The sequence below is a fragment of the Paenibacillus sp. Pae15 genome (assembly GCF_024519685.1).
Lineage (GTDB): Bacteria > Bacillota > Bacilli > Paenibacillales > NBRC-103111 > Paenibacillus_G > Paenibacillus_G naphthalenovorans.
On the sequence record NZ_JALJRM010000001.1, the window covers coordinates 65,331 to 87,569 of the forward strand.

Annotated in this window: 21 protein-coding genes and 1 pseudogene; 2 read left to right on the forward strand and 20 right to left on the reverse strand. The window is 49.7% G+C overall.

Annotated elements, in window-relative coordinates; all coding sequences use genetic code 11:
- Window positions 1-11 precede the first annotated feature (11 nt).
- Complete coding sequence (locus NR121_RS00300) at window positions 12-1,568, forward strand: ABC-F family ATP-binding cassette domain-containing protein (RefSeq protein WP_256830082.1); 1,557 nt, start codon at window positions 12-14, stop codon at window positions 1,566-1,568.
- 174 nt (window positions 1,569-1,742) lie between these two features.
- Here the strand turns inward: NR121_RS00300 and NR121_RS00305 are convergent, their stop codons facing one another.
- The 11 genes from NR121_RS00305 to NR121_RS00355 all read right to left on the reverse strand — a co-directional run bounded on the left by NR121_RS00305 (window position 1,743) and on the right by NR121_RS00355 (window position 12,873).
- Window positions 1,743-2,894 carry an alpha-hydroxy-acid oxidizing protein gene (locus NR121_RS00305; RefSeq protein WP_062408241.1) on the reverse strand — a complete coding sequence of 384 codons (1,152 nt, stop codon included), beginning with the start codon at window positions 2,892-2,894 and terminating at the stop codon, window positions 1,743-1,745.
- Window positions 2,895-3,124: 230 nt separating this feature from the next.
- On the reverse strand, window positions 3,125-4,543 hold the full coding sequence (locus tag NR121_RS00310) for a DHA2 family efflux MFS transporter permease subunit (RefSeq protein WP_306274233.1): 1,419 nt from the start codon (window positions 4,541-4,543) through the stop codon (window positions 3,125-3,127).
- A gap of 235 nt (window positions 4,544-4,778) precedes the next feature.
- A complete protein-coding gene (locus NR121_RS00315; protein WP_054817230.1) occupies window positions 4,779-5,735 on the reverse strand; it encodes an alpha/beta hydrolase in 957 nt (318 codons plus the stop codon).
- A 190-nt stretch (window positions 5,736-5,925) separates the two neighbouring features.
- The gene (locus NR121_RS00320; RefSeq protein ID WP_054817229.1) at window positions 5,926-6,708 is read right to left on the reverse strand and encodes a glycosyltransferase family 2 protein; all 783 of its coding nucleotides are present in this window, start codon (window positions 6,706-6,708) and stop codon (window positions 5,926-5,928) included.
- A 19-nt stretch (window positions 6,709-6,727) separates the two neighbouring features.
- Entirely contained in the window at window positions 6,728-7,513 is a 786-nt protein-coding gene (locus NR121_RS00325; protein ID WP_062408240.1) for a glycosyltransferase family 2 protein, read from the reverse strand.
- Window positions 7,510-8,292 carry a glycosyltransferase family 2 protein gene (locus tag NR121_RS00330; protein ID WP_249929565.1) on the reverse strand — a complete coding sequence of 261 codons (783 nt, stop codon included), beginning with the start codon at window positions 8,290-8,292 and terminating at the stop codon, window positions 7,510-7,512. Before NR121_RS00330 ends, NR121_RS00325 begins: the two co-directional genes overlap by 4 nt.
- 30 nt (window positions 8,293-8,322) lie before the next feature.
- Window positions 8,323-9,417 (reverse strand): glycosyltransferase family 2 protein, encoded by a 1,095-nt coding sequence (locus NR121_RS00335; RefSeq protein ID WP_054817225.1) that lies wholly within the window; start codon window positions 9,415-9,417, stop codon window positions 8,323-8,325.
- Between the two features lie 41 nt (window positions 9,418-9,458).
- Entirely contained in the window at window positions 9,459-10,466 is a 1,008-nt protein-coding gene (locus tag NR121_RS00340) for a glycosyltransferase family 4 protein (RefSeq protein WP_074728235.1), read from the reverse strand.
- 45 nt (window positions 10,467-10,511) lie between these two features.
- The gene (locus NR121_RS00345) at window positions 10,512-11,282 is read right to left on the reverse strand and encodes a polysaccharide pyruvyl transferase family protein (RefSeq protein WP_062408232.1); all 771 of its coding nucleotides are present in this window, start codon (window positions 11,280-11,282) and stop codon (window positions 10,512-10,514) included.
- Between the two features lie 18 nt (window positions 11,283-11,300).
- On the reverse strand, window positions 11,301-12,020 hold the full coding sequence (locus tag NR121_RS00350; RefSeq protein ID WP_062408230.1) for a glycosyltransferase family 2 protein: 720 nt from the start codon (window positions 12,018-12,020) through the stop codon (window positions 11,301-11,303).
- Between the two features lie 295 nt (window positions 12,021-12,315).
- The gene (locus NR121_RS00355; RefSeq protein WP_062408228.1) at window positions 12,316-12,873 is read right to left on the reverse strand and encodes a nitroreductase family protein; all 558 of its coding nucleotides are present in this window, start codon (window positions 12,871-12,873) and stop codon (window positions 12,316-12,318) included.
- 125 nt (window positions 12,874-12,998) lie between these two features.
- Here NR121_RS00355 and NR121_RS00360 point away from each other — a divergent pair, with 125 nt between their 5' ends.
- Window positions 12,999-13,361, forward strand: coding sequence for a DUF423 domain-containing protein (locus NR121_RS00360; protein ID WP_054817221.1), 363 nt, complete (start codon window positions 12,999-13,001; stop codon window positions 13,359-13,361).
- A gap of 79 nt (window positions 13,362-13,440) precedes the next feature.
- Here NR121_RS00360 and NR121_RS00365 read toward each other — a convergent pair whose 3' ends face one another.
- The 9 genes and pseudogenes from NR121_RS00365 to NR121_RS00405 all read right to left on the reverse strand — a co-directional run bounded on the left by NR121_RS00365 (window position 13,441) and on the right by NR121_RS00405 (window position 22,203).
- Window positions 13,441-13,728: a hypothetical protein gene (locus tag NR121_RS00365; protein WP_062408226.1), complete on the reverse strand. Its 288-nt coding sequence runs from the start codon at window positions 13,726-13,728 to the stop codon at window positions 13,441-13,443.
- A 72-nt stretch (window positions 13,729-13,800) separates the two neighbouring features.
- Window positions 13,801-14,174: pseudogene (locus NR121_RS00370) on the reverse strand (MerR family transcriptional regulator); the annotation flags it as partial.
- A 175-nt stretch (window positions 14,175-14,349) separates the two neighbouring features.
- Window positions 14,350-14,577, reverse strand: a complete 228-nt coding sequence (locus NR121_RS00375; protein ID WP_062408224.1) for a hypothetical protein — start codon at window positions 14,575-14,577, stop codon at window positions 14,350-14,352.
- Window positions 14,578-14,781: 204 nt separating this feature from the next.
- Window positions 14,782-16,017, reverse strand: coding sequence for an MFS transporter (locus NR121_RS00380; protein WP_054817219.1), 1,236 nt, complete (start codon window positions 16,015-16,017; stop codon window positions 14,782-14,784).
- Between the two features lie 246 nt (window positions 16,018-16,263).
- Window positions 16,264-17,688, reverse strand: a complete 1,425-nt coding sequence (locus tag NR121_RS00385) for an FAD-binding oxidoreductase (RefSeq protein ID WP_054817218.1) — start codon at window positions 17,686-17,688, stop codon at window positions 16,264-16,266.
- The gene (locus NR121_RS00390; protein ID WP_256830095.1) at window positions 17,685-19,007 is read right to left on the reverse strand and encodes a (Fe-S)-binding protein; all 1,323 of its coding nucleotides are present in this window, start codon (window positions 19,005-19,007) and stop codon (window positions 17,685-17,687) included. The genes NR121_RS00385 and NR121_RS00390 overlap by 4 nt, the downstream gene beginning before the upstream one ends.
- Window positions 18,991-20,286: an FAD-binding oxidoreductase gene (locus NR121_RS00395; RefSeq protein ID WP_062408217.1), complete on the reverse strand. Its 1,296-nt coding sequence runs from the start codon at window positions 20,284-20,286 to the stop codon at window positions 18,991-18,993. The genes NR121_RS00390 and NR121_RS00395 overlap by 17 nt, the downstream gene beginning before the upstream one ends.
- Window positions 20,287-20,599: 313 nt before the next feature.
- Window positions 20,600-21,403 carry an inositol monophosphatase family protein gene (locus tag NR121_RS00400; protein ID WP_137670077.1) on the reverse strand — a complete coding sequence of 268 codons (804 nt, stop codon included), beginning with the start codon at window positions 21,401-21,403 and terminating at the stop codon, window positions 20,600-20,602.
- A gap of 26 nt (window positions 21,404-21,429) precedes the next feature.
- Window positions 21,430-22,203, reverse strand: coding sequence for an SDR family NAD(P)-dependent oxidoreductase (locus NR121_RS00405; RefSeq protein ID WP_256830096.1), 774 nt, complete (start codon window positions 22,201-22,203; stop codon window positions 21,430-21,432).
- Window positions 22,204-22,239 lie beyond the last annotated feature (36 nt).

The following is a 22,239-nucleotide window of genomic DNA, read 5'->3' on the forward strand; positions in this document are numbered from 1 at the left end:
AGGTGTTATTTATGAGCATATTAAATGTAAAACGGCTAAGTCACGGCTTCGGAGACCGCGCTATCTTCAACGACGTATCCTTCCGGCTGCTCAAAGGCGAGCACATCGGACTCATTGGCGCCAACGGTGAAGGAAAATCTACCTTCATGAACATCATTACGGGCAAACTCCAGCCGGATGACGGCAAGATCGAATGGTCCAAACGCATGCGCGTCGGGTATCTTGATCAGCATGCGGTGCTCAGCAAGGGCTTGACGATCCGCGATGTCCTGAAGGGAGCCTTCCAATACCTGTTCGACATGGAACAGGAGATGAACGACATGTACGCGAAAATGGGCGATGTTTCACCGGAAGAGCTTGAGCAGCTGCTCGAGGATGTCGGAACGATTCAAGATACATTGACGAATCAGGATTTTTACATGATCGATGCCAAGATCGAGGAAACCGCCCGCGGACTGGGACTTACGGATATCGGACTGGATAAGGACGTCAATGACCTTAGCGGCGGACAGCGAACAAAGGTATTACTCGCGAAGCTGCTGCTCGAAAAGCCGGACATCCTGCTTCTCGACGAGCCGACGAACTATCTCGATGAGCAGCATATCGACTGGTTGAAACGTTACCTGCAGGATTACGAGAATGCCTTCATTTTAATTTCTCACGACATTCCGTTCCTGAACAGCGTCGTTAACCTGATCTATCATATGGAAAATCAAGCATTGACCCGTTATGTCGGCGATTACAACCATTTCCTGCAGGTCTATGAAATGAAAAAGCAGCAGCTTGAAGCAGCCTATAAGCGCCAGCAGCAGGAAATTGCGGACTTGAAAGACTTCGTAGCCCGTAATAAAGCAAGTGTTGCGACGAGAAACATGGCGATGTCCAGACAAAAGAAGCTCGACAAGATGGAAATCATCGAGCTGGCAAAGGAAAAACCGAAGCCGCAGTTCAACTTCAAGGAAGCCAGAACCTCCGGTAAGCTGATTTTTGAAACGGCGGAGCTTGTCATCGGTTATGACCATCCTTTATCGAATCCGCTTAACCTGCGCATGGAACGCGGCCAGAAGATCGCGCTTGTGGGTGCGAACGGGATCGGCAAGACGACGCTGATGCGCAGTATTTTAGGGGAGATTCAGGCTCTGTCCGGTTCCGTCCAGCTCGGAGAAAGCTTGAGCATCGGCTACTTCGAGCAGGAAATGAAGGAGGCCAATTACAATACATGCATCGAGGAAGTGTGGAACGAATTCCCTTCCTTTACACAGTTCGAGGTGCGCGCGGCGCTGGCCAAGTGCGGACTCACAACCAAGCATATCGAAAGCAAAATTGCCGTGCTTAGCGGCGGGGAAAAGGCAAAAGTGCGGCTTTGCAAGTTGATCAACCGCGAAACAAACCTGCTTGTTCTCGACGAGCCGACCAACCACCTGGATGTGGATGCCAAGGACGAGCTCAAGCGCGCCCTCAAGGCTTACAAAGGCAGCATCCTGATGATTTCTCACGAACCGGAATTTTATCGCGATATCGTTACCGATACATGGAACTGTGAATCCTGGACGACCAAAGTGTTTTAAACGATGTTTCCCAAGCATATCCAACCGCGCTAGGTCGGATATGCTTTTTTTACAACAGAAGTATGTCGATTTGCCTCCATACAAAAGCAGTCCAAGACCTGAAAACAAAGTCTCGGACTGCTTGATGTGAAGGACTCCATCCTCCATTGCGATGAGGCCCCGCGACAATCTTTTTTACACGCGGACAAGGATGCTTGGATTCAAGTCAGCAACGGTATTGCTTCCTGAAAGAGCCATCGCCACATCCAGTTCGCCTAACAAGGTATCCAGTACGCTTGCAACGCCTTGTTCCCCCGCGACAGCCAAGCCCAGCATAAACGGACGCCCGATCATGACCGCATTGGCCCCTAAAGCCATCGCTTTGATAACGTCCGAGCCCGTGCGAACGCCGCTATCCAGAAGTACGGGAAGCCGCCCGTTCACCGCTTCCGCAATTCCGGGCAGTGCTTCCAATGCGGAGACAGCCCCGTCGAGCTGGCGCCCGCCGTGATTGGACACAACGATGCCGTCTGCTCCATGCTCCAAGGCAAGCTTCGCATCCTCCGGATGAAGTATGCCTTTTAACAAAATCGGCAGGCTGGTATGCTCGCGTAAAAATGCAATGTCGCCCCAGCTCAATGCCGGATGGTAGATCCCACGGATAATTTCTTCTACTGCATTCTCCGGGGTGACTTCCGTCAAACGAGAGCGGAACACAGGGTCCTGAATATAGTTGGCCAGCCCCTTCCCTTCCCGAAGCGGAGAATACCCGTTGCGTAAATCACGGCGTTTCCATCCTTGCATGATGGTATCTACCGTCAGTACAATCGCAGAATAACCCGCTGCTTCCGCCCGCCTTACCATGCTTGCGGACACTTCGCGGTCGTTGGACCAGTAGAGCTGGAACCAGCGGGGAGCATCTCCCATCGTTTGTGCGATCTGCTCCAACGAATAAGAGGAAACGGTGCTGACCACAAAAGGAATTCCAGCCGCCGCTGCAGCTCTGGCCGTCGCAAGCTCGCCATCCGGATGAGCAATGGCCTGCATGCCGACCGGCGCCAATAAAACCGGAGTACGCAGCTGTTGGCCAAAGAGCGTGATGTGAGCCGAACGATGGGTGACATCCCTCAACATCCGCGGGACAATCGCCCACCGGGAAAACGCTTTAATGTTGGCTGCCAACGTCTCTTCCACACCCGACCCGCCGATGATATAATCAAATGGACCGTCAGGCAGAATCTCTCTTGCCTTCAATGCCCAATCTTCAAACGAGACCGGAAGTGATTTCGTATTTTTGTCCACTCTTGTGAACAGATAAGTTTCTTTATTGTCCTTTGCTACTGCCACAACGCACTCTTCCCTTCCCCTGGTTAGCGAATACCGCTATCCCAAACTAGCTGTCTAAATTCATGCAGCATCGTAGATTATTCTACAAATAACCCTTAAATCCTGCAAAGTGAATCCATCCGACGTGAACTTCGATGGATGCCCTTGGTTGGGTCCAGCCTATCCCGCAGCAAAAAAACAGAGCAGCCGCTCTGTTTTAAGGTATTTCGATCCGATTGAATCCGCATGCCCTAGTGTGCAGACACTCGCTTGCCTTCCGTATCCCCTTCCGGCGACGCGGCTCGTTTAAGAAAAAATGATATTGTCCAAGCGATGGCGACCAGTCCAAATGCAAGCAAGAACGCGCTTTTCATTCCGGCCATCATGGCTGGAATTTGCAGTCCGGCCGCTTCTTTCGCAGCCGCCGCACGTTCCAGAAAGCGTTCGGAGCTTTTGGTCATCACGGTGACCAGCAGTGCGGTACCGATCGCGCCCGCCACCTGCTGAAGCGTGCTGATAATGGCCGTACCGTGAGGATATAGCGGGGGCGGAAGCTCGTTCAAAGCGTTGGTCATGACCGGCATCATTAACATCGAGATCCCCAGCATCAACAGCGTGTTCCATACCATGATCATGCTGTATGAGGTGGACAAGGTGATAAAGGCAAACTGCCACAGCGAATGGCCTATCAGCGCCAATCCGATGACCGCAAGCCACTTGGCGCCGAATTTATCAAATAACCGGCCCGTAATCGGCGACATCATCCCCATGACAATACCTCCGGGCAGCATAACCAGACCTGCCTTCAACGGACTGTAGGCCAGCGCGTTCTGCAAAAAAATCGGCAGCAGCAGCATGGCGGAGAACATCGCCATCATAACGATGATCATAATCAGAGTCGACATCCTGAATATGCTGTATTTAAATGTTCTTAGATCCAGCAAGGGCTCTGACACCGTCAATTGCCTCCATATAAACAGGCCTAAAGAAACGATCCCGGTGGCAATGGGAATAAGGACCCCGTTGCTTGACCACCCCCCGTGTCCTTCACCGGCACTGCTGAAGCCGTACACAATCCCCCCGAATCCTACGGTTGAAAGAAGAAGCGACACCGCGTCAATCTTCGGCTTTGACGTCTCCGTCACATTTTTAAGCTTCAAAAATGCAAAAACAATGACAAACAGAGCGACCGGCAAAACGCTATAAAAGAGAACCCGCCAGCTGAAATGCTCGACAATGATACCGGACAAAGTGGGGCCGATCGCGGGAGCAAATGTGATCACAATGCCGATCATCCCCATGGCCGAGCCTCTTTTTTCAATAGACACCGTGGCGAATACCACATTGGTCAATAAAGGAAAAAGCACCCCGGTTCCCGCGGCTTGAAGCACCCTTCCGATGAAAAGCAGGGCGAACCCCGGTGCGATAGCCGCTACGAATGTACCTGCTGTAAACACGCACATGGCTGAAAGGAACAAGCTTCTTGTTGTAAACCGCTGAATCAAAAAAGCGGTGACCGGTATGAGCATACCGATTACCAACAGATATCCGGTTGTCAACCATTGCGCGGAGCCAGGCGAAATCGTGAGGTCTCCCATGATTTTGGACAAAGCTACACTTAGGAGCGTTTCATTCAATATGGCTGCGAACACGCCAAGGATCATAACCATGACCACTAAAAAGTTGCTTTTGCTCCCAAATGTCCCTCCGTCAGCATTTGATTCGTACTGATTTTCCACAGTCTTTCTCCTCTCATGTCTAATGCCGCCGACTGAACTCTTTATACGTCAGGATTGATTTTATATCTTCTCTATTCTAACATGCAGCAGGGGTCGAGGCTTCTTACCGATTGCTCTATTCCCCTTTCAAGCCAGTCCCTTTACCAATATGTATGCATGAATGGAATTACATTTCCGTTTTGACAGCATCAGTCGCGTTCACGCGGGCTTCAAGCCATCGCAACAAATCCCCGGTCACTTCATCGCGATTCGTTTCGTTCAGCATCTCATGCCTCCCTCCGGAATAGAGCCTGTAGGTTACATCGTGCACCCCTTGTCTTTGAAGCTCGTATACAAGCCATAAGAACGATTTGCCCATACCGCCTACCGGATCCTTATCCCCGGCAAACAAGTAAACCGGCAGCGATTTCGGAATGCGCCCCAGTCGATCGGAACGGTAGGCCTCCAACAAACCTTTGGTCATATACATAATGAACTCGTTCGTGATCCCTGCATTGCACAGGGGGTCTTTCATATAGGCATCAACCTCCGCTTCGTCCCGGCTTAACCAGTCGTACCTGGTGCGGTTCGGACGAAAAAACAAGTTGTACTGACCCGTTACCAGCCAGTTCAACAACCGGCTGCAGTGCTTTTCTCCTTGCAAGGTTGAGAACAGCTTGCCAAGCAGGAAGCCAAGACTGTGCAGCAAGGTTTGTCGCCCTTTCGTCCCGGATAATATCATCCCGTCCGCTTTATGGGGATAACGCTCCATGTACAATAACGTCAAAAACGATCCCATACTGTGCCCCAACACGAAAACAGGGACCCCGGGGTATTCGGAGCGGATGCGATCCGTCAGCAGGGCCAGCGCCTCCACCATCCTGTCGAATCCGGCATGGCCAATATGCGTAATCCGCTCGGACGTCCCCGCCGTCAAACCGTGCCCGCGATGATCATTCGCATAAACGGCATAGCCCGATTGCGTCAGCTGCACCGCCAGCCGTTCGTATCGCTGTGCTCTTTCCGCCAGGCCATGGGCAATTTGCAGAACGGCCTTTACCGGCGTCCCTTCCTCCGGAAGCCAACGGTGAACCGTAATCGACACACCTTCCGCATCATGGAATGTGAAGATGTCACTGATCATCAAGACGCCTCCTTTTTTTGATTATAACTTAAATCGGATTGCGAATATAGAAAAAGCCCACATCAACCTCTGACGTATCCCCCGTGGAACGGACATTGAAAAACGCTTCATGCCGCTAAATGGCTAAGGGCTCACTTCAAAACGCCATAAGGTTTTGTGGGCTGTATGATATCGATTGGTTGGCGTTGTTCTAAACCAACTTTTTGAGTACAATCCTGCCGGCTGCATTCATCTCCCATACGGGCCTGTATTCATTACCCCAGCTGATCAACATTTTCTCATAAAACATTTTCCTCAGATGATTATAAATCTTGATCTTGCTTGCCGATTTATTCAGATCATACCTGACATTGTGCAAAAACTTCGGTACATGCACCCATTCAAATTTCCCAACCAGCCGCAGGATCATCCGGGCATCCTCATAATATCGGCCCTTCCAAGGGTCATCGGGATCGTCTGTAATCCATCCGCCCACTTTGCGTACACAAGAAACCCTGTAGCACCTTGGATTTAACATATATCCCAGCTTTAGGAGAAAGTCGTATTTGGAGTTAAAAGAAGGCTGTATCACTTGATCCCATAGCACGGATTGTTTGTGTTCATTGATGCTCCACAAACGATGATTTCCATAGGAAAAAGCAGCACCCGGCCGATGTTCCAAAGCTTCGATTAATGATATGGCCGCATTCGGTTCCAACCAGTCATCCCCGTCCAGCTGGATCATATAAGGAGTGCGTACCTTTGCCAGAGCGGCATTGAGGACAACGGAAATCCCCGAATTTTGCTTCATCCTGACCACCTGAATCCGTTTATCGTTGGCGTAGCGGTTGATCACAGTCATGGAATTATCAGAGGAAGCATCGTCATATATTAGAATGTCGGCAGGGGGATGAGTCTGGTTGATCGCACTTGTAATCGCATGCTGCAATTGATTCTCCATATTATAAACCGGAATTACAATGGTATAGTCCATTTTAGAGCTCATCCTTTCTTTATTTGTTCGGAACCAGGTCAACTAAAATATAAGCGTCCCCATCCTTTTTCCAAATCGCCCGATACTCATTTCCCCATTCTCTTAACATCTGATTGTACAAATCATAGCGGTATTTCCATCTCATCGGACGGCTAGTTTCAAAAGCTCTTATATTTTGGGCATACTTGCGTCTATGGTATAAAAACTGGTTAAGCCATACCATCGGATACTTGGCGGACAATCTCAATAAGATTTGGACGTCTTCCGAGTAGATATCCTCTTTTTTCTGCGACAACCATCCTCCGATATCCCGCACGGCTTGGGTCAGGTAAAATCTCGGCAGCAGGGTATGATTCATATGTTTTAATAAATCGTAACGGTCTGTATACTGCCTGAGCACAATAGGTTCCTGTTTTATGACTTTACCGGCCTCGTTTTCCCAATATACAATATTGTTTGCATAGATTAATCCTGCATGGGCAAAAGCTCCCGCAGCATCGACCATTTGCCCGAGCGCTGCTTGATCCAGCCAATCATCCGCGTCAAGTTGAATAAAATGAGAAGTTTCAATCTGTGTCAGGGCATAGTTTAGCGCATGCGCCTGGCCCAGATTTCTTTTCAGCGTTATGCATTTAATCCGTCGGTCCTTCAAATAAGGCTCAATCTTAGCCAACGAATGATCGGTGGATGCGTCGTTGATGATGATCAATGTCCAGTTCGAATGGGTTTGATGCAGTACGCTTTGAATCGCCCGATCTATAAATTTTTCTTTGTTGTACAAAGTAATCACCACGGTAACCTTCATGTGGCGGATCCCCCCTTCCTCTTCGGAACAAGCCTTACGGATTGCCACAGATGTTCGGGTCCGACATAATCCGCCGTATAAAGATCGCCCCACCGAATAAGCGCTCGATCCGTGTACAGTTTTCGAAGACGATTATACACATGGGCGTTGCTGTCCAAACTTAAATTCGAATGATGGTAACGGAAATGGTATAAAGGACGGTCTACATAAGCGAATGTAAACCGGTCAAGCAACCGCAAGAGCATTCTTCGATCCTCCATCATCCGGCCTTGGGTAGGATCATCCACCTCCCACCCTCCAACCTGTCGCACGCATGCCGTGCGATAAAATCGCGGCTGCACCATCGGATCGTAAGCGGCAAAATCATAGCGGTCCCGAAACGGACGGTGGCGAACCAGTTTATGGTAATAGTCCACACCGCCGATTTGATGCCAATGGATGGTATTGGCATAGGCCAAGGCTACCGAGTCCGGCTCCTTCTCCATCCGGTGAATAAGGCGTTCGAGCGTATCGGGAGCGATCCAGTCGTCTCCGTCAACCTGAATGAAATATTTCGTATTCACCATAGACAACGCCTGGTTCAAAATGTGGCCTATTCCCCGATTTACTTTGTATTGAACAAGTTTGGCCCGGGGTGTGGTCAAAAGGGATTTTACCAATTCGGGCGTCCGGTCCGTCGAAGCATCGTCGATGACGAGCAAGCGCCATTGGGTATACGATTGCTGATAAATGGAAAGAAGCGTTTGTTGAATAAAGCTGGCTTTATTGAATGTCGGCACGATGATCGTTACCAGATCGTTAATAGGTCATCACGTCCCCGGACCGGTTCCCGGACCCGTTCCCGGTCCCGTGTTGGGGGCTGTCCCTGGACCGGTGTTGGGGCCTGTGCCGAGTCCGGTGTTGGGGGCTGTTCCCGGTCCCGTGTTGGGACCCATGCCGAGTCCGGTGTTGGGAGCTGTTCCAGAAACGGTGTTGGGGCCTGTGCCGAAACCGGTATTTGGTTTTGTACTGGCGGTGGCGGATGTGGGATGAGTTGATTGATTTTGGACCTGGAGAACCGGACTGGGGAGTACGTTGGCTGCAGTTTTTTTCACAGGTGATTTTGTTTTCTTAGGAATTGTTTCTTGTTCAATGAGTCGATCCAACTTTGTCCATCCTGCCCCGTAAGTTAAAAAAACGGGTTTATACCGGCTTCCCCACCTGCGTAAAGCATCATTTACGGCCCATTTTGTCATTTCCGAATAGACCGCAGTCTGATTCGTCTGGTTATTGTTGTGCCGGCGGCAATTGTACAGCATGTGATCGACCCAGTGAAAACGGAAATGCTCAATCAGCCGGTACAATACACGCTTGTCCTCCAAATGTCTGCCTTCATAAGGATCATCCGTCGGCCAGCCGCCGATATGCCGCAAGCACGAGGTGCGATAAAACCGCGGCCATAAAGAAAGGTTGGCCAGCAAAAAATCATATCGGTCCTGAAACGACCTGCCCTTCATTACGTCATTGGCTATGCGATTTCCGTACGCATCCTCAAATACGATGTTGATATTGCCGCTTACGACGGCCACATCAGCAGGTTGTTTTTCCGCTTCTCTCACCAGCACTTCGAGCGTATGCGGATAGAACCAATCGTCACTGTCCAATTGGACGGTATACGGTGTATCCACTAATTTCAGGCCTTCATTCAGGCTTTTGGATTGACCGAGATTTCTGGGGTTGCGTATTAAGGTTATGCGCTTATCTGTTACATAGGATTGAATTTGGGAGAAATATTCCTGCGTCGAACCATCGTCTATCAAAATGAGCTTCCAGTTCTCATACGTCTGCATCAATACGCTTTCGACAGCTTCCTTCAAATATTTTCCCGGATTGTAGAATGGAATCAATACCGTAACTTTACTCATGAATCGGACCTCCTTAAATGTTATAGCTTAAAATGAACCGCTTATTGCTGAAAGTCTCTGCATTTGTACATAAAATCAAACCAGTGCGAAGCTATAATTTTGGGATTGGACTTCCGGCTTTCCGCAATAGCGTCTTTAACCAGCTTTTTATAGCGGCGGGAGTCGTGCAATACCTCTTCCAAAGCGGCCGCAAAGCGCTCCAGCGACTCCTGCGTCCACACAACCCACTCCGGTTCGACCGGTTCCCATTTCATATGTTTCAATAAAATTTGGCTTCCGGCCACCTCCGGCAGCGCACCTACATCGCACCCGATAACGGGTACTCCGCAAGCCATCGCCTCCTTGACGTGCGTTGCGCCGGTCTCCCATTTACTGCCGCATATAAGCAGATGCCATTGACTGATCATATCCCTCATCTGGTGGTGAGGAACCTGCTCGTAGATGGTGAGGTTTTTGAGCGGGACCGGCAGCCAAAGATGGCGATACGCCGGGGGTTTGGCATGAATCATCTGAAATTGAATATCCGGGAATCTCCGGGCAAGATAGGGAATGACTTCCGCTCCTTTGGTAGACCGGCTCGGGTGGTCATAACCGATCCAGCCAACAGTGAATTGCCTGTTTTTCTGCCCCGGCTTAAAAAGCTCGTGATCGACCATGGTGGGGATGACCTTGATCAAGTCATCCGGATAATCTGTCCAGCTTTTCAAAAGCTGATTTTTCTGATATTGCGAATTAACGATAATCGGAACGTGCTGCGTTGCTGTTTTTTGGGGATTGATGTTGGGTCCCAGGCTCCAGTTGCGGGTCTCCTGCTCCATTTGCCAAGAATTAAAATAATAATGGTTCCACCAGCCGGACTCATTTTTGGGAACGATCCGGAATTTGTCTGAATGATACAGCGGTTTTTGTCCGGCGAATGGGGAAAATCCGATTTCCAAATCCTCCGGGCACAATTGCGATAACCATTTTGCTCTCATATTTGATGCAAGTGTAGGTCCTGTAGCAAACGGCAGTTGAAAATAGTCTAAAATAAACCGAAATCTAAACAAAATACGGCCTCCTTTCAAGCGCTGACTGCCTGCGAAGGTTATTTTTTATTCAGGATAAACCGGAAAATCTTTGAGCGAAAATTTAGCAATTTCGGGAACTTTATGATAGCTGGAAGATGAATATAGTACTTTTTTTCCAAGCATTGCCGCCGCGATCATAACATGTGCCCTGTCTGTTCTTACAGATTCGTATCGGGCGATGATTCGAAGCCAATCTTCATGATTTTTACAAATAGATCTTCTGGATATATCATAATTATTGTTCGGAACTGCTGAACGAGCAGATTCCCCATCGGTGCGATAAGCGACAAGCTCCCCTTTGCCAGGTGCCCGGTATGGAGCAAAATCAAAAAATAAGGCACAGTCATACGCAATATCGGCATGACATAAGTCTTTAATCTGACGATACGATTCTTCCTCTCTGGCAAAAACCAGTGCGCGAGTATTCGAAAGCACACGCTGAACTGTATATAAATCACGATCAAAAGAGGAAGGAAGAACGATGACTTTCTCGAATCTTTTCTCAATTTCGGGCAGAAGCTTTGGCATCGAACCATGCGATTTGCACCATCCGCCGCTTCCCGTCATAAGTGCCGTATGCCCCTCGGCTTTTATAAGACCTTCTTTTGTTATTTCCTTGTAACTTACTTGTGTCAAGAGCTGTCTCGTGCCGGCCCAAATTAAATAATCCCCTATATTTCCGCCGCAAGTAATAAATGTGATATCCTGCGAATCGGCAAGAGCCTGAGTAAGCTTTGCTCTGCTGGTCTCAAGTCCTTTTTCAAAATTCGAAAAATCTCCTCGATGTTTATTCAATGATTCCACCTTCCTCTCTTATTTGTTTCCTCTGCCGGACATTTGGTCTGGGTGCAAGCGGTAATAGTAAAGTACTTCCGGAATATTCTCAATCCTATAGCCCTCTTTCAAGCAACGAAAAATAAAAAAGTAATCATGCCCGGTAACCTTGCGCTTGCCCCGAAGTGAACGGAATAGACCGCCTACCCGATCAAAAACCTCTCCTTGAAATAACAAAGTGCCGTAGCAAGCGCCTGAACTTCCGTTTTCATAGCTTTGTCTAATTTGATCAAATCCGTATTTAATCCATTTCACCTGAAATTTCGTTTTCGGGTTGCCAGATCGAAATTCCGCGATGCTGGTTCCTACTAGATTTACCTGTGGATGTTGTCTGAGGAACTCCATTTGTTTACAAATACGATCCGGATGCGACAAATCATCGGCGTCTTGAATTGCAATATACTCTCCCCTGGCTAAAAACAAACCTATCGAATTCGCCCCGGCATATCCGGTATTATAAGGTAAATTCAGGATTTGGATTCGATGTTTCGTTGCAAACCGTTCCTTAACTTCAGTCGTATTTAACCATGTTTGAATCACGGACTTTGTATTATCGGTTGAACCGTCATTCACGATGACGATTTCAAGATCACGATAACTTTGTGACACGATGCTGTTTAAACAATCCAATAGATAAGGTGATGCGTTATAACATGGAATAATGATGCTCACCAGTCCCTTGATTCTTTGAAATAACATCCCGACCCTCCTTTCAATACTAGCTATTGACTATTACTATATTCACTTCAGTTTTGATATGTATAGACAGATCAATTAGTAATCTATAAAAATGAACTCTCGCAAATAAACCCCTCCTTCTTTCAGAATTTCCATCTATTTTCAGGAATGATAGTTGCCGCGGAGTCGAGAAATTCATATTGAAAAAAAAGACTGTTGAGGCCTGCTCAACAGTCGAACCCGCGTTAACACGCGGGCCGGAGTGAAAATTTGGGATAAATTCGGAAGAGTGCCGAACCGGGGTTGCCTGACCGTCTTACAACCAGGTAGTTTTGTCTTCGATTGCCGTCCGCTTGGTTTCCGGACTGTCTGCGGCCGGATAGCCCACAAAGACGGAGCCGACAATTTTGCGATTCTCGGGTGATCCGATCAGCTTATGTAATCGTTCGTCTCTGGCAAGGCCGATTCCTCTTGTCCGCCACACCAGTCCCAGCCCAAGCTCCTGTGCAGCAAGCCACATGGAATGAATGGCACATGCAACGGCGTATTCGTTATCCTCCGAGGACGCCTCATCACCAGGAATGATATCCGAGGTGACTACAATGACAAGCGGCGTTGATTCCAGCACGGCGATCGATTCCTTGACCAAATGAGGCTTTGTCGGGAACCGTTCTTCCAGAAATTCGCGGGCAATTTGCTCATATCGCGTCTTGGCTTCCCCACGGATCACATAAAAATGCCACGGCTCGCGCAAACGATCATTGGGCGCCCAAACAGCCGCTTCCAGCAGCCTGGTGATTTTCTCGGTTTCGACTTCTTTCGGCTCATAGTTTCTTACTGCTCTGCGGCTTTTTAATATGTTCATTACAGACATGTTTCCTCTCTCCTTTTTACTAGGGTTCATAGGGTTTAACCGGCAAATCCGGACTCCTCTAGCGGACGGGCGGATTTGACGAAATAGCCTCCGGTTCGGTACTATCTTGTATGGAGGCGTTGTTCATGAAGACGTTAATCATGCTCGGAAGCTTGAATATGTTCATCGCGGTTGCTTTAGGCGCTTTTGGGGCGCATGCCTTAAAGAAAAGGTTGTCCGAAGACATGATGAAGGTGTACCAGACGGGAATCCAATACCATATCGCCCATGCGCTCGGTCTGCTTTTGCTCGGACCGATCTCGGAAAGCGTAGAGAATTCTTCTCTCGTCATCATGGCCGGTTATGTCCTGTTCGCCGGGATATTTCTGTTCTCCGGCAGCCTGTATGCTTTAAGTTTATCCGGCGTTAGAAAGCTGGGTGCGATAACACCGCTTGGAGGGCTTGCCTTCTTGGCGGGTTGGATCATTCTAATGATTGCCGTAGCATAAGTAGCATAAGCATATGCTGCGAAGCGGAAAGCGCAAATCCCCGGAGAACCCGGGGGATTTTTGCATTTTCCGGAGGGCTTCAGGAACTGGACTCCAGCTGCTTGAAAGCCTCGACAAATTCAGAAGGATCTGCTTTGACCATGTAGGAATAAACGCCCTGCTTAGTATGCAAATACAAAATCCCTTCCGTACCGCCCAACTTTCGATAAGATATATCAAATACTTCATGAATGGGAAATTCCCGATAGTGTGTCACAACTTTGTCTTCATACAAATACATCCACCGCTCTTGCGCTTCCGTTATTTGTGAGATGCCTGTCATCTGCCTTTGAACCTTATAATAGAGCTGTTTGGCAATCCAGTTCATCATTTCCCCCCTTCGACAGATTGTATTCGGAATCTAAAGTTTACCATACCGCAGTCGAATGTGGTATGCAGTCACTTCATTGGCCAGACGCATTGCTTCTTCATACTCTTCTTGTGTCATATTTTTAAGCATTTCATTGGATTGGTTTACGGAATCTTCTCCATATTTAACAGATCCAACTGCTTTCTTTTGTCAAGGAGCTTTTTACGATGTTCTTTTAGTGCTTTAGCTCTGTTAAAGGAAGGGGCGGTCATGATTTCTTTAATTTGTTCCAAACCGAACCCCAATGCTCTGTAAAACAAAATCTGCTGCAGTCTGTCAACTTCCGCCTGACCATAGATCCGGTATCCTGATGAGTTGATTCTTGCCGGCTTAAGGATGCCGATTTCATCATAATAGCGAAGCGCTCTGGTGCTGATCCCTAGCTTTTGCACGGTATATTCCATCTGTTCACCCCCTGACATAAATAACGGTAAACCTTTACGCAGCGTCAAAGTCAACCCCTTTTTTTAGATCACAGGCGGACCCGATCACACTTTAGCATAGCATTGCATTAATGTTCTAAATAAACCTGCAGCATGAATAAAAAACGAGAGCCTATGCTGCGCTCTCGTTCTTTTCTTAGCCCGTAAGCTGTTTTAATTTTACGTTTCTCTCTTCCCGCTCTTCTTTAGACGCAAGATCATATTTTTTCAGCAGGTGAAATAGTTCGTTTAAGGTATGCTGCGAATGTTCTCTCAGCAAAAACTGCTGCAGATCCGCAGTTAAGGATTCGGGTAAAAACTCTTTTTGGCTTTCGAGCTTTTGTGCCACATCTTCATGAGAATGATCAATACTGCATTTTCCCATTGAAATCACCTCTCGTCATCATTAATTTACGGCATAAATTTACGGCATATGGAAAAAGTCCTTCTGATAAGTAATACTACAGCGATCCTGTCAAGAGCACAATCCCTAATTTCAAGAGCCGCCATGTGTTGGGATCGCGACCTCTTCACAATGAAGCATAAAGAGCCCCCAATGTTATGTAAGCTTATAGCGACAACCGTTTCATTAGGCCATGCAAACATCGGTGTCTTGATCCGGATCTGTTCCTTTGGTTTCTTTACCTAAGAACAGTACGACTAATGCTCCGATGACAATCGAAACAAAAAACACCATAAATATAAAGGTCATCGGAAGCCCTCGCGCCAATAGCATACCTACAAGGAATGGGCCGATGATGCCTCCGATCCGGCCGAAGGAGGAGGCAAGTCCGACACCGGTAGAGCGAACCGACGTCGGGTACAATTCCGGCGTGTAGGCATAGAGTCCTCCCCATGCGCCAAGATTAAAGAAGGAAAGACAAATTCCGGCCGCCATCAGCATGCCTTCCGTTTCGGCACTGCCGAACCATGCGGCGCTTGCTGCCGTCAGCAGCAAATAGGCAACAAGCACAAACTTGCGGCCTAAAGTTTCAATAAAGTAAGCGGCGGTAAAGTATCCCGGCAGCTGTGCGAGGGTCATGATCAAGACGTATTGAAAGCTCTTCACCAGCTCGAAGCCCTTCATGACCATAACCGTCGGAAGCCACAGAAACATGCCGTAATAGGAAAATACCACGGTGAACCACACAATCCAGAGTGTGACGGTTGACCTGCGGTGTTTGGGCGACCATACGGATGCCGCCCGTTCCATAAACGAGAGCTTCCGGCTCCGCTGCCCGATATAGCGGGGAGAATCCTGAATAGCCCGTCTGAGGTACAAAGCATACAAAGCCGGTAATGCACCGATAATAAAGGCCGTCCTCCAGCCGTAATGCGGAATGACAAAATAGGCAATCAGCGCCGCGACGATCCAACCGCCCGCCCAGAAGCTTTCGAGAAGCACAACCGCACGGCCTCTCTCATGAGCTGGTACGGACTCGGAAACGAGCGTCGAGGCAACCGGAAGCTCGCCCCCAAGACCGAATCCGGTCACAAAACGCAGGACACATAAAACGGCAAAGCTGGTGGCCAGAGCGGACAACCCGCTGGCTGCAGAGAAAATAAGAAGCGTCCAAATCAAAATGGACCGGCGTCCATAACGGTCCGCAAGAGAACCCGCAACGGCCGCTCCTACAGCCATTCCGATCGAATTCAGGGCCGTTAGCAGTCCAATCTGCTGTGCGGCCAGATTCCATTCGACAGCCAAGGCAGCCACGATAAACGAGATGATGCCCACGTCCATCGCATCGAACAGCCAGCTTAGACCGGCGCTGAACAGCAATTTGCGTTGTTTCGGATCTCGAAGTAAGGCTGTGTTTTTCATGTTCAAGCTTCCTTTTCCCTTGGTTTAATCGTGCATCGGCATCTTCCAATTCTTTTATTATTTCCATAGATTAGGACTTCAAACGCAGACGCCTTTCAGAATCACTTTAAACCGATGGAAGCCAAAACGTCAATCACCCTTCATATAAAAAAAGCCGTACTCATGTTTAAAGCGGGCGCTTGCCTCAGCACCCGCTTTAAATAGAGTAAACTCGTCAACCAGAAGCGTCGGACGCCTCGCTCAGCTTCAATGCGTATGCGCCGCTCTCTTCACTTCTACGCAGCGCGAAGGCTTGGGGAACAGCTTATCCGGATTGCACAGATTATGGGGATTGAACACCCGCATGATCTCCACTTGGGCATCGATCTCTTCTTGTGTGAAGATTTTGGGCATGTCATGCTGCTTCTCGATTCCTACCCCATGCTCGCCTGTTATGGTGCCTCCCACGTCGGCGCACACTTGCAGCACTTCCGAGCCGACCTTCACGGCCAGCTCCGTTTCTCCCGGGTTGGCTGAATTAAACAAAATAAGCGGGTGCAGGTTTCCATCTCCGGCGTGGAATACATTGGCGATACGCAGCCCGGATCTCCTGCTGATATCCGAAATCCGCCGCAGCACTTCCGGCAGCCGGCTGCGGGGAATGACCCCGTCCTGCACCATGTAATCCGGGGAGATTTTCCCCATCGCTCCAAATGCCGTTTTGCGGTTGGCCCACCAAAGCGTTCTTTCCTTGTCCGATTGCGCCACCCGCACTTCACGGACGTGATATTGCCTGCAAATGTCGACAATCTGCTCCGCCATCGCTTCCATACCGGCGGTAAGGCCATCCAATTCAATCAGGAGCACGGCCGCCAGATCCTTCGGGTAGCCGACAGGGTAATTTCCCGCTTCCACCCCTTCAATGGCGACGCGGTCCATCATTTCGAGCGCTCCGGGGATGATACCGCTTGCAATGACAGCGGAGACCGTCTGGCTCGCATCGTCCACCGAATCATACAGGGCAACCACGGTTTTGACGCCCTGCGGCTTCTTGAGAATCCGGACGACGATCTTGGTGACGATGCCCATTGTGCCTTCCGAGCCTACGATTAAGCCCGTGAGATCATAGCCGGGCATGTCGGGTACTGCTCCGCCTAACGTTACAATTTCACCGTCGGGCATGACCATTTCAACACCGAGGACATGGTTGCTGGTGACCCCGTATTTCAGACAATGCGGCCCGCCGGCATTCTCCCCTACGTTTCCGCCAATCGTACAGGACATGCCGCTTGAGGGATCCGGAGCATAATAATAGCCTTCATGCGCTATGGCATTCGTTAGCTTCAAATTGACATGTCCCGGCTCCACCACCGCCGTCCGGTTCTTGAAATCCACGCTCAACAGCCGGTTCATCTTAACGAGGCTGATCAATACCTCGCCGTTTATGGGCGTAGCCCCTCCGGAGAGCCCTGTTCCGGCACCGCGGGGAATAAACGGAATCCCGTTATCGTGAAGCAATTTCACTACGGCAGCAACCTGTTGGGTATTATTAGGAAAAACGACGGCCCGCGGACGGGCGCGAACAATCGTAAATCCGTCACATTCATAAGCAATAAGATCATCCGGTTTATGGATCACTTCCTTGGGACCTACGATTCTCTGCAGTTCGGCAACTAATTGTTCCTGGTTCATGTTCCCGTCCTCTTTTCCGCCTCATATGCCCGATCCAAAAGGGTAATCGTATGCACAACTTCCTGATCCATGGCCTTCCGGTGAACACCTACGGACATCTGCATCATACAGCCCGGGTTGCCCATAACAAGGCATGCGGCCTCCGGAGGGACATTGGCCATTTTTTTCTCCAGGATAGGTTCAGCCATGTCTGGATGGGTCAGGTTGTAAATCCCCGCAGACCCGCAGCACACATCGGAATCCCGCATTTCGATCAGCTCCACTCCCGGAATGGAACGCAGCAGCTGGCGCGGTTGGGTTCGAACCTTTTGGGCATGGGCGAGATGGCATGCGTCATGATAGGTAACCTTTGCGTCTATTTTACCCTTTGGTGGTTCAAAACCGACCTCTACCAGAAATTCAGCGATGTCCCGGACTTTGCTTACAAACTGCCCGGCTTTGCTGGCATACTCCTGATCGCTGTGCATCAATTCTTCATACTCTTTCAACGTCGCGCCGCAGCCGGCCGCATTAATAATGATATAATCCACTCCGGCTTTCAGGAAAGCGTCGATGTTCTGCTTAGCCATCATCTTGGCCGTAGGCCGTTCCCCCGCGTGTACCTGAAGGGCTCCGCAGCAGGTCTGGTCCTGGGGGACCATGACATCAAATCCGTTGCGCGCCAGCACACGAGCCGTGGCCAGATTAATATCGGAATAAAGGACATCCATCACACAGCCGAGGATCAGCCCGACGGTGCCCCGTTTGACTCCGACGGCCGGAAGAAGCGCAGGAAGCGCTTCCCGTGAAGTGCGGGCGGACACCTCCGGCATGACCCTTTCCATGTCCTGCAAATGCTTGGGGAACAGCTTGATGGCTCCGGTACCGCGGACCAGCTTCCGCATTCCGGATTTTTGATAAAATCGGGTCAGTTTGCCCAAGGCTTTCAATCGGCCGGGTTTCGGGAATATGCCCTTCAGAAAAACGCCGCTCACCATCCCTTTCAAGCCTGTCAGAGGCTCAGCCTGGCGGATTTGGCCCCGTGCCTCCTCGATCAAGATCCCCACCTGCACCCCCGATGGACACGCCGTTTCGCAAGCCCGGCAATCCAGACAGCGAAATACAGGATCGATAAAAGATTCATTGATCGCCATGCGCCCCTCGGAGACCGCTTTAATTAAATCCACGCGTCCTCTGGGAGATTGCGCCTCATTGCCTGTTTCCAGATAAGTGGGGCATGCCTGCAAGCACAACCCGCAATGCACACACACGGAATATTTATCTGCACCGGGCGGATCCGGCCACTTGAAATGGTTGTTCACGCTACAGCCCTCCTGCATACCGTCCCGGACTTAGAATGCAAGCCGGATCGACGGTTTGTTTGATGCCTTTCATGATCGAAAGTCCGTTTTGGATCGTACCCCATACTCCAATTTCCTTTTTAAGCGGGGCCTCCCCGTATTCCACGACCAGGTAGCCCCCTCGCTCTTCCGACAGCTCTCTTAACCGCAGCGCTGTCTCAACCAACGCAGAAGGAACCGTTGAACGAAGGCGAATGCGGAGCGTTCCGACACCCAGACTTGCGGCAAATTCCATTGAAACGTTCCGTGCAGACGCCTCCTTCTCGAACAAAGAGAGCCGGTCCGTCATGTCCGGGATCGGACAAGCCGCTCTTAACAGCAAAGAATCGGGCTCCAGCCCCTTCCATCGGGTCCGGTATTGAAGCTCATATGGCTCTACCGGTTCATTCATGAGACGGGTAAATTCAACGGCAGCTCCCAGGGTGCCGGCAAGAGCGCGAATCCGCTCCGCCTGATAACTGGCAGCGCTCCCCACTTCATCACAGCCGATCGCGAGCTCATACCCTCCTGCCGCAGGATTGGATGACAGCTCCAGACGGCTTGGAATACATTCCGAGGCGAGCACCAAAGCGGCAAGTTCAGTCAGCTCTTTCAGACGATCACTTTGTGCTATGAGTATCTCCTTGTGCTTCGGATAGGGGCGTACCCTCAAGGTAATTTCACTTATGAAGCCTAAAGATCCATATGAGCCGACAAACAATTTGTTCATGTCATAACCCGCGACATTCTTCACCACCTTGCCCCCCGTGCGAATCACGTTTCCGTTCGGGTATACCACTCGGAGACCAAGCACATTGTCCCGCCAGGATCCGTATAATATTCTTTCCGGACCGCTCGCGGCCGTCGCCACGAGCCCTCCAACCGTTGAATCATCTGCGGCAGGCGGCTGGATGGGAATGAATTGGCTGTGCTCTCTAAGATAAGTCTGAATTTCGGAATAAGGAGTCCCTGCCCGTACGGTGATCGTAAGATCCCCCGCCGAATGCTCTACAATCCCTGTAAGCTGCCTGGAGGATAGCAAAAAATCCACTCTCCGCGGATTCTCTCCAATGTGCAGCTGGTTCCCGCTGCCCATGGGAATCACGGCAAGCCCCCTGCCGCTGGCGTGGCGCAAAATCCCGGCTGCCTCGTCTTCACTACAGGGCTCGGCAACCGGGATGTCCGCATTCTCCGGCTGTCCCAGACTCTTGATCATTTGATCCGTACACTTGGTCAACCTGCACGATTCTATCAACTGCTGTACATCGAAATTCGTCATCCGATCCCTCACCTTTGCATAAACTGGTTCTTTTGCTTGGATAAGTCAAAGTAAAGCGGCCGGGACAAACCAAAGCAGCCTCGGCCCTTTTCTATTGACCATGAATCACAACAATCATGTTTACTATATTCTATGGTTCACAAGAGCAAAAAAGACCCATAACAGGCGTCCTTGAAGCGATCGGATCATAGCCATGCCGATGAGCCTTACTTTGTAAATGGGGGTAAGCGATACCGGTTTGTGAAAAAAATACAAACAAAAAGACAGTCAAATACCGACTGTCCATTTGTCTTTTTAAGTTTTGATTCGACCCTTATTGTACGTTCTGCTTTAAGCAGCTGATCATGGCAGGATGCACCTTCCCGTTGCTGCAGATGATATGTTGAACAGACAGGCCAAACTCGCCTCCTCCGATGTCGGTCACCATGCCGCCGGCCTCCCTCACAAGTACGACACCTCCAGCCAAATCCCAGGCATTTAAGCCGTACTGCCAGAATGCCCCGAGTCTGCCGCAGGCCACATAAGCCATATGTAAAGCGGCCGAGCCAAGCACCCGAATTCCCCGGAATTGCTTGCCGAAGGAGGCTAAGCTAGGAATATTCAGCTCCCTGTACGCCGGCATAAACCCGGTGGCGATTACGCATTCAGCGGCATGTTCCGTTGCCGATACCTTTATCGGATTACCGTTAAGATAGGCCCCTTTGCCTTGTTCTGCCCAGAACAATTCATCCCGGCTTGGATCATATACGACACCGAGTACAAGCTCCCCTTTGCAAGCCAGCCCAATGGAAACTGTAAACCCCGGAATCCCATGTACAAAATTTGTCGTTCCGTCGATCGGATCTACAATCCATAAGAATGGAACGTCAACCGCCGCTTCAAGAACTTCGTGCAGAGGACGGGAGGAATGGTAGGTCTCTTCTTCGCCAAGAAAAGCGTGATCGGGATAGGCCTCCAATATAGAAGCACGGATCAGCTGCTCCGCTTTTTTATCAAATTCGGTCACCACATCAAAGCTTGAGCTTTTCTCTTCTGCGGCCAGTTCACCTCCCGCTCGGGAACGAATCATTCTGCCTGCTTCTTTTGCCGCCTTGCAAGCGATTTCTAAATAACTCATGTCTGCTTCTCTCCCATTCTGATTGTTTATATTAGAGATCTTGCTCCATCAATATAAATTTCTGTACCGGAGATATAAGCCGCTTGCCCCGAAGCCAGAAAGGTAACCAGATCAGCAATTTGACCGGCATGGCCTATGCCAAAAGGGTATTTACCCTCAGGGTACTCCACGGGGATAATGACTTTCGAAAGCTCGTCTGATCGAACCAAATGATCATTCAAACCGGTCTCAACAGCACCCGGGCTAATGACATTCACACGAATTTTGTAGCGTGCCAATTCCAATGCGGCCGTTTTGGCGAAAGCCGTCAATGCGGCCTTGGAAGTGGAATAGACCGACATCCCGTAGCTGTTAAAAATACGGTTGCCGTGTATGGAGCTCGTTACAATAATGCATCCCCCATTGTCTTTCATGAAGGGGATCGCGTATTTCACTGTCAAAAAAGCTCCCTTTACATTGACCGTCATAATTCGATCCCATTCTTCCTCGGGCATATCTTCTATCGGAGTAAGCAGACCTACAACGCCGGCATTGGAAAACAAAATGTCAAGTTGTTTTCCCCACCGCTGAAATTGATGGAACGCCGACTTCATGCTGACATAGTCTGTAACATCAGCCGTTACGGCGATCACATTGCATTTTAACCTTTCCAGCTCTTCTTTTACCTGGTTCAATCCCTCTTCCTGAATATCAACCAGACAAACGTTAGCTCCATGACGGGCTAATTGGATAGCCGATGCACGACCGATACCTGAAGCAGCTCCAGTGACGAAGGCTGTTTTTCCATGAAGTGATGTCACCGATGGTTCCCCCTAAATCATCCATTTATTGATCCT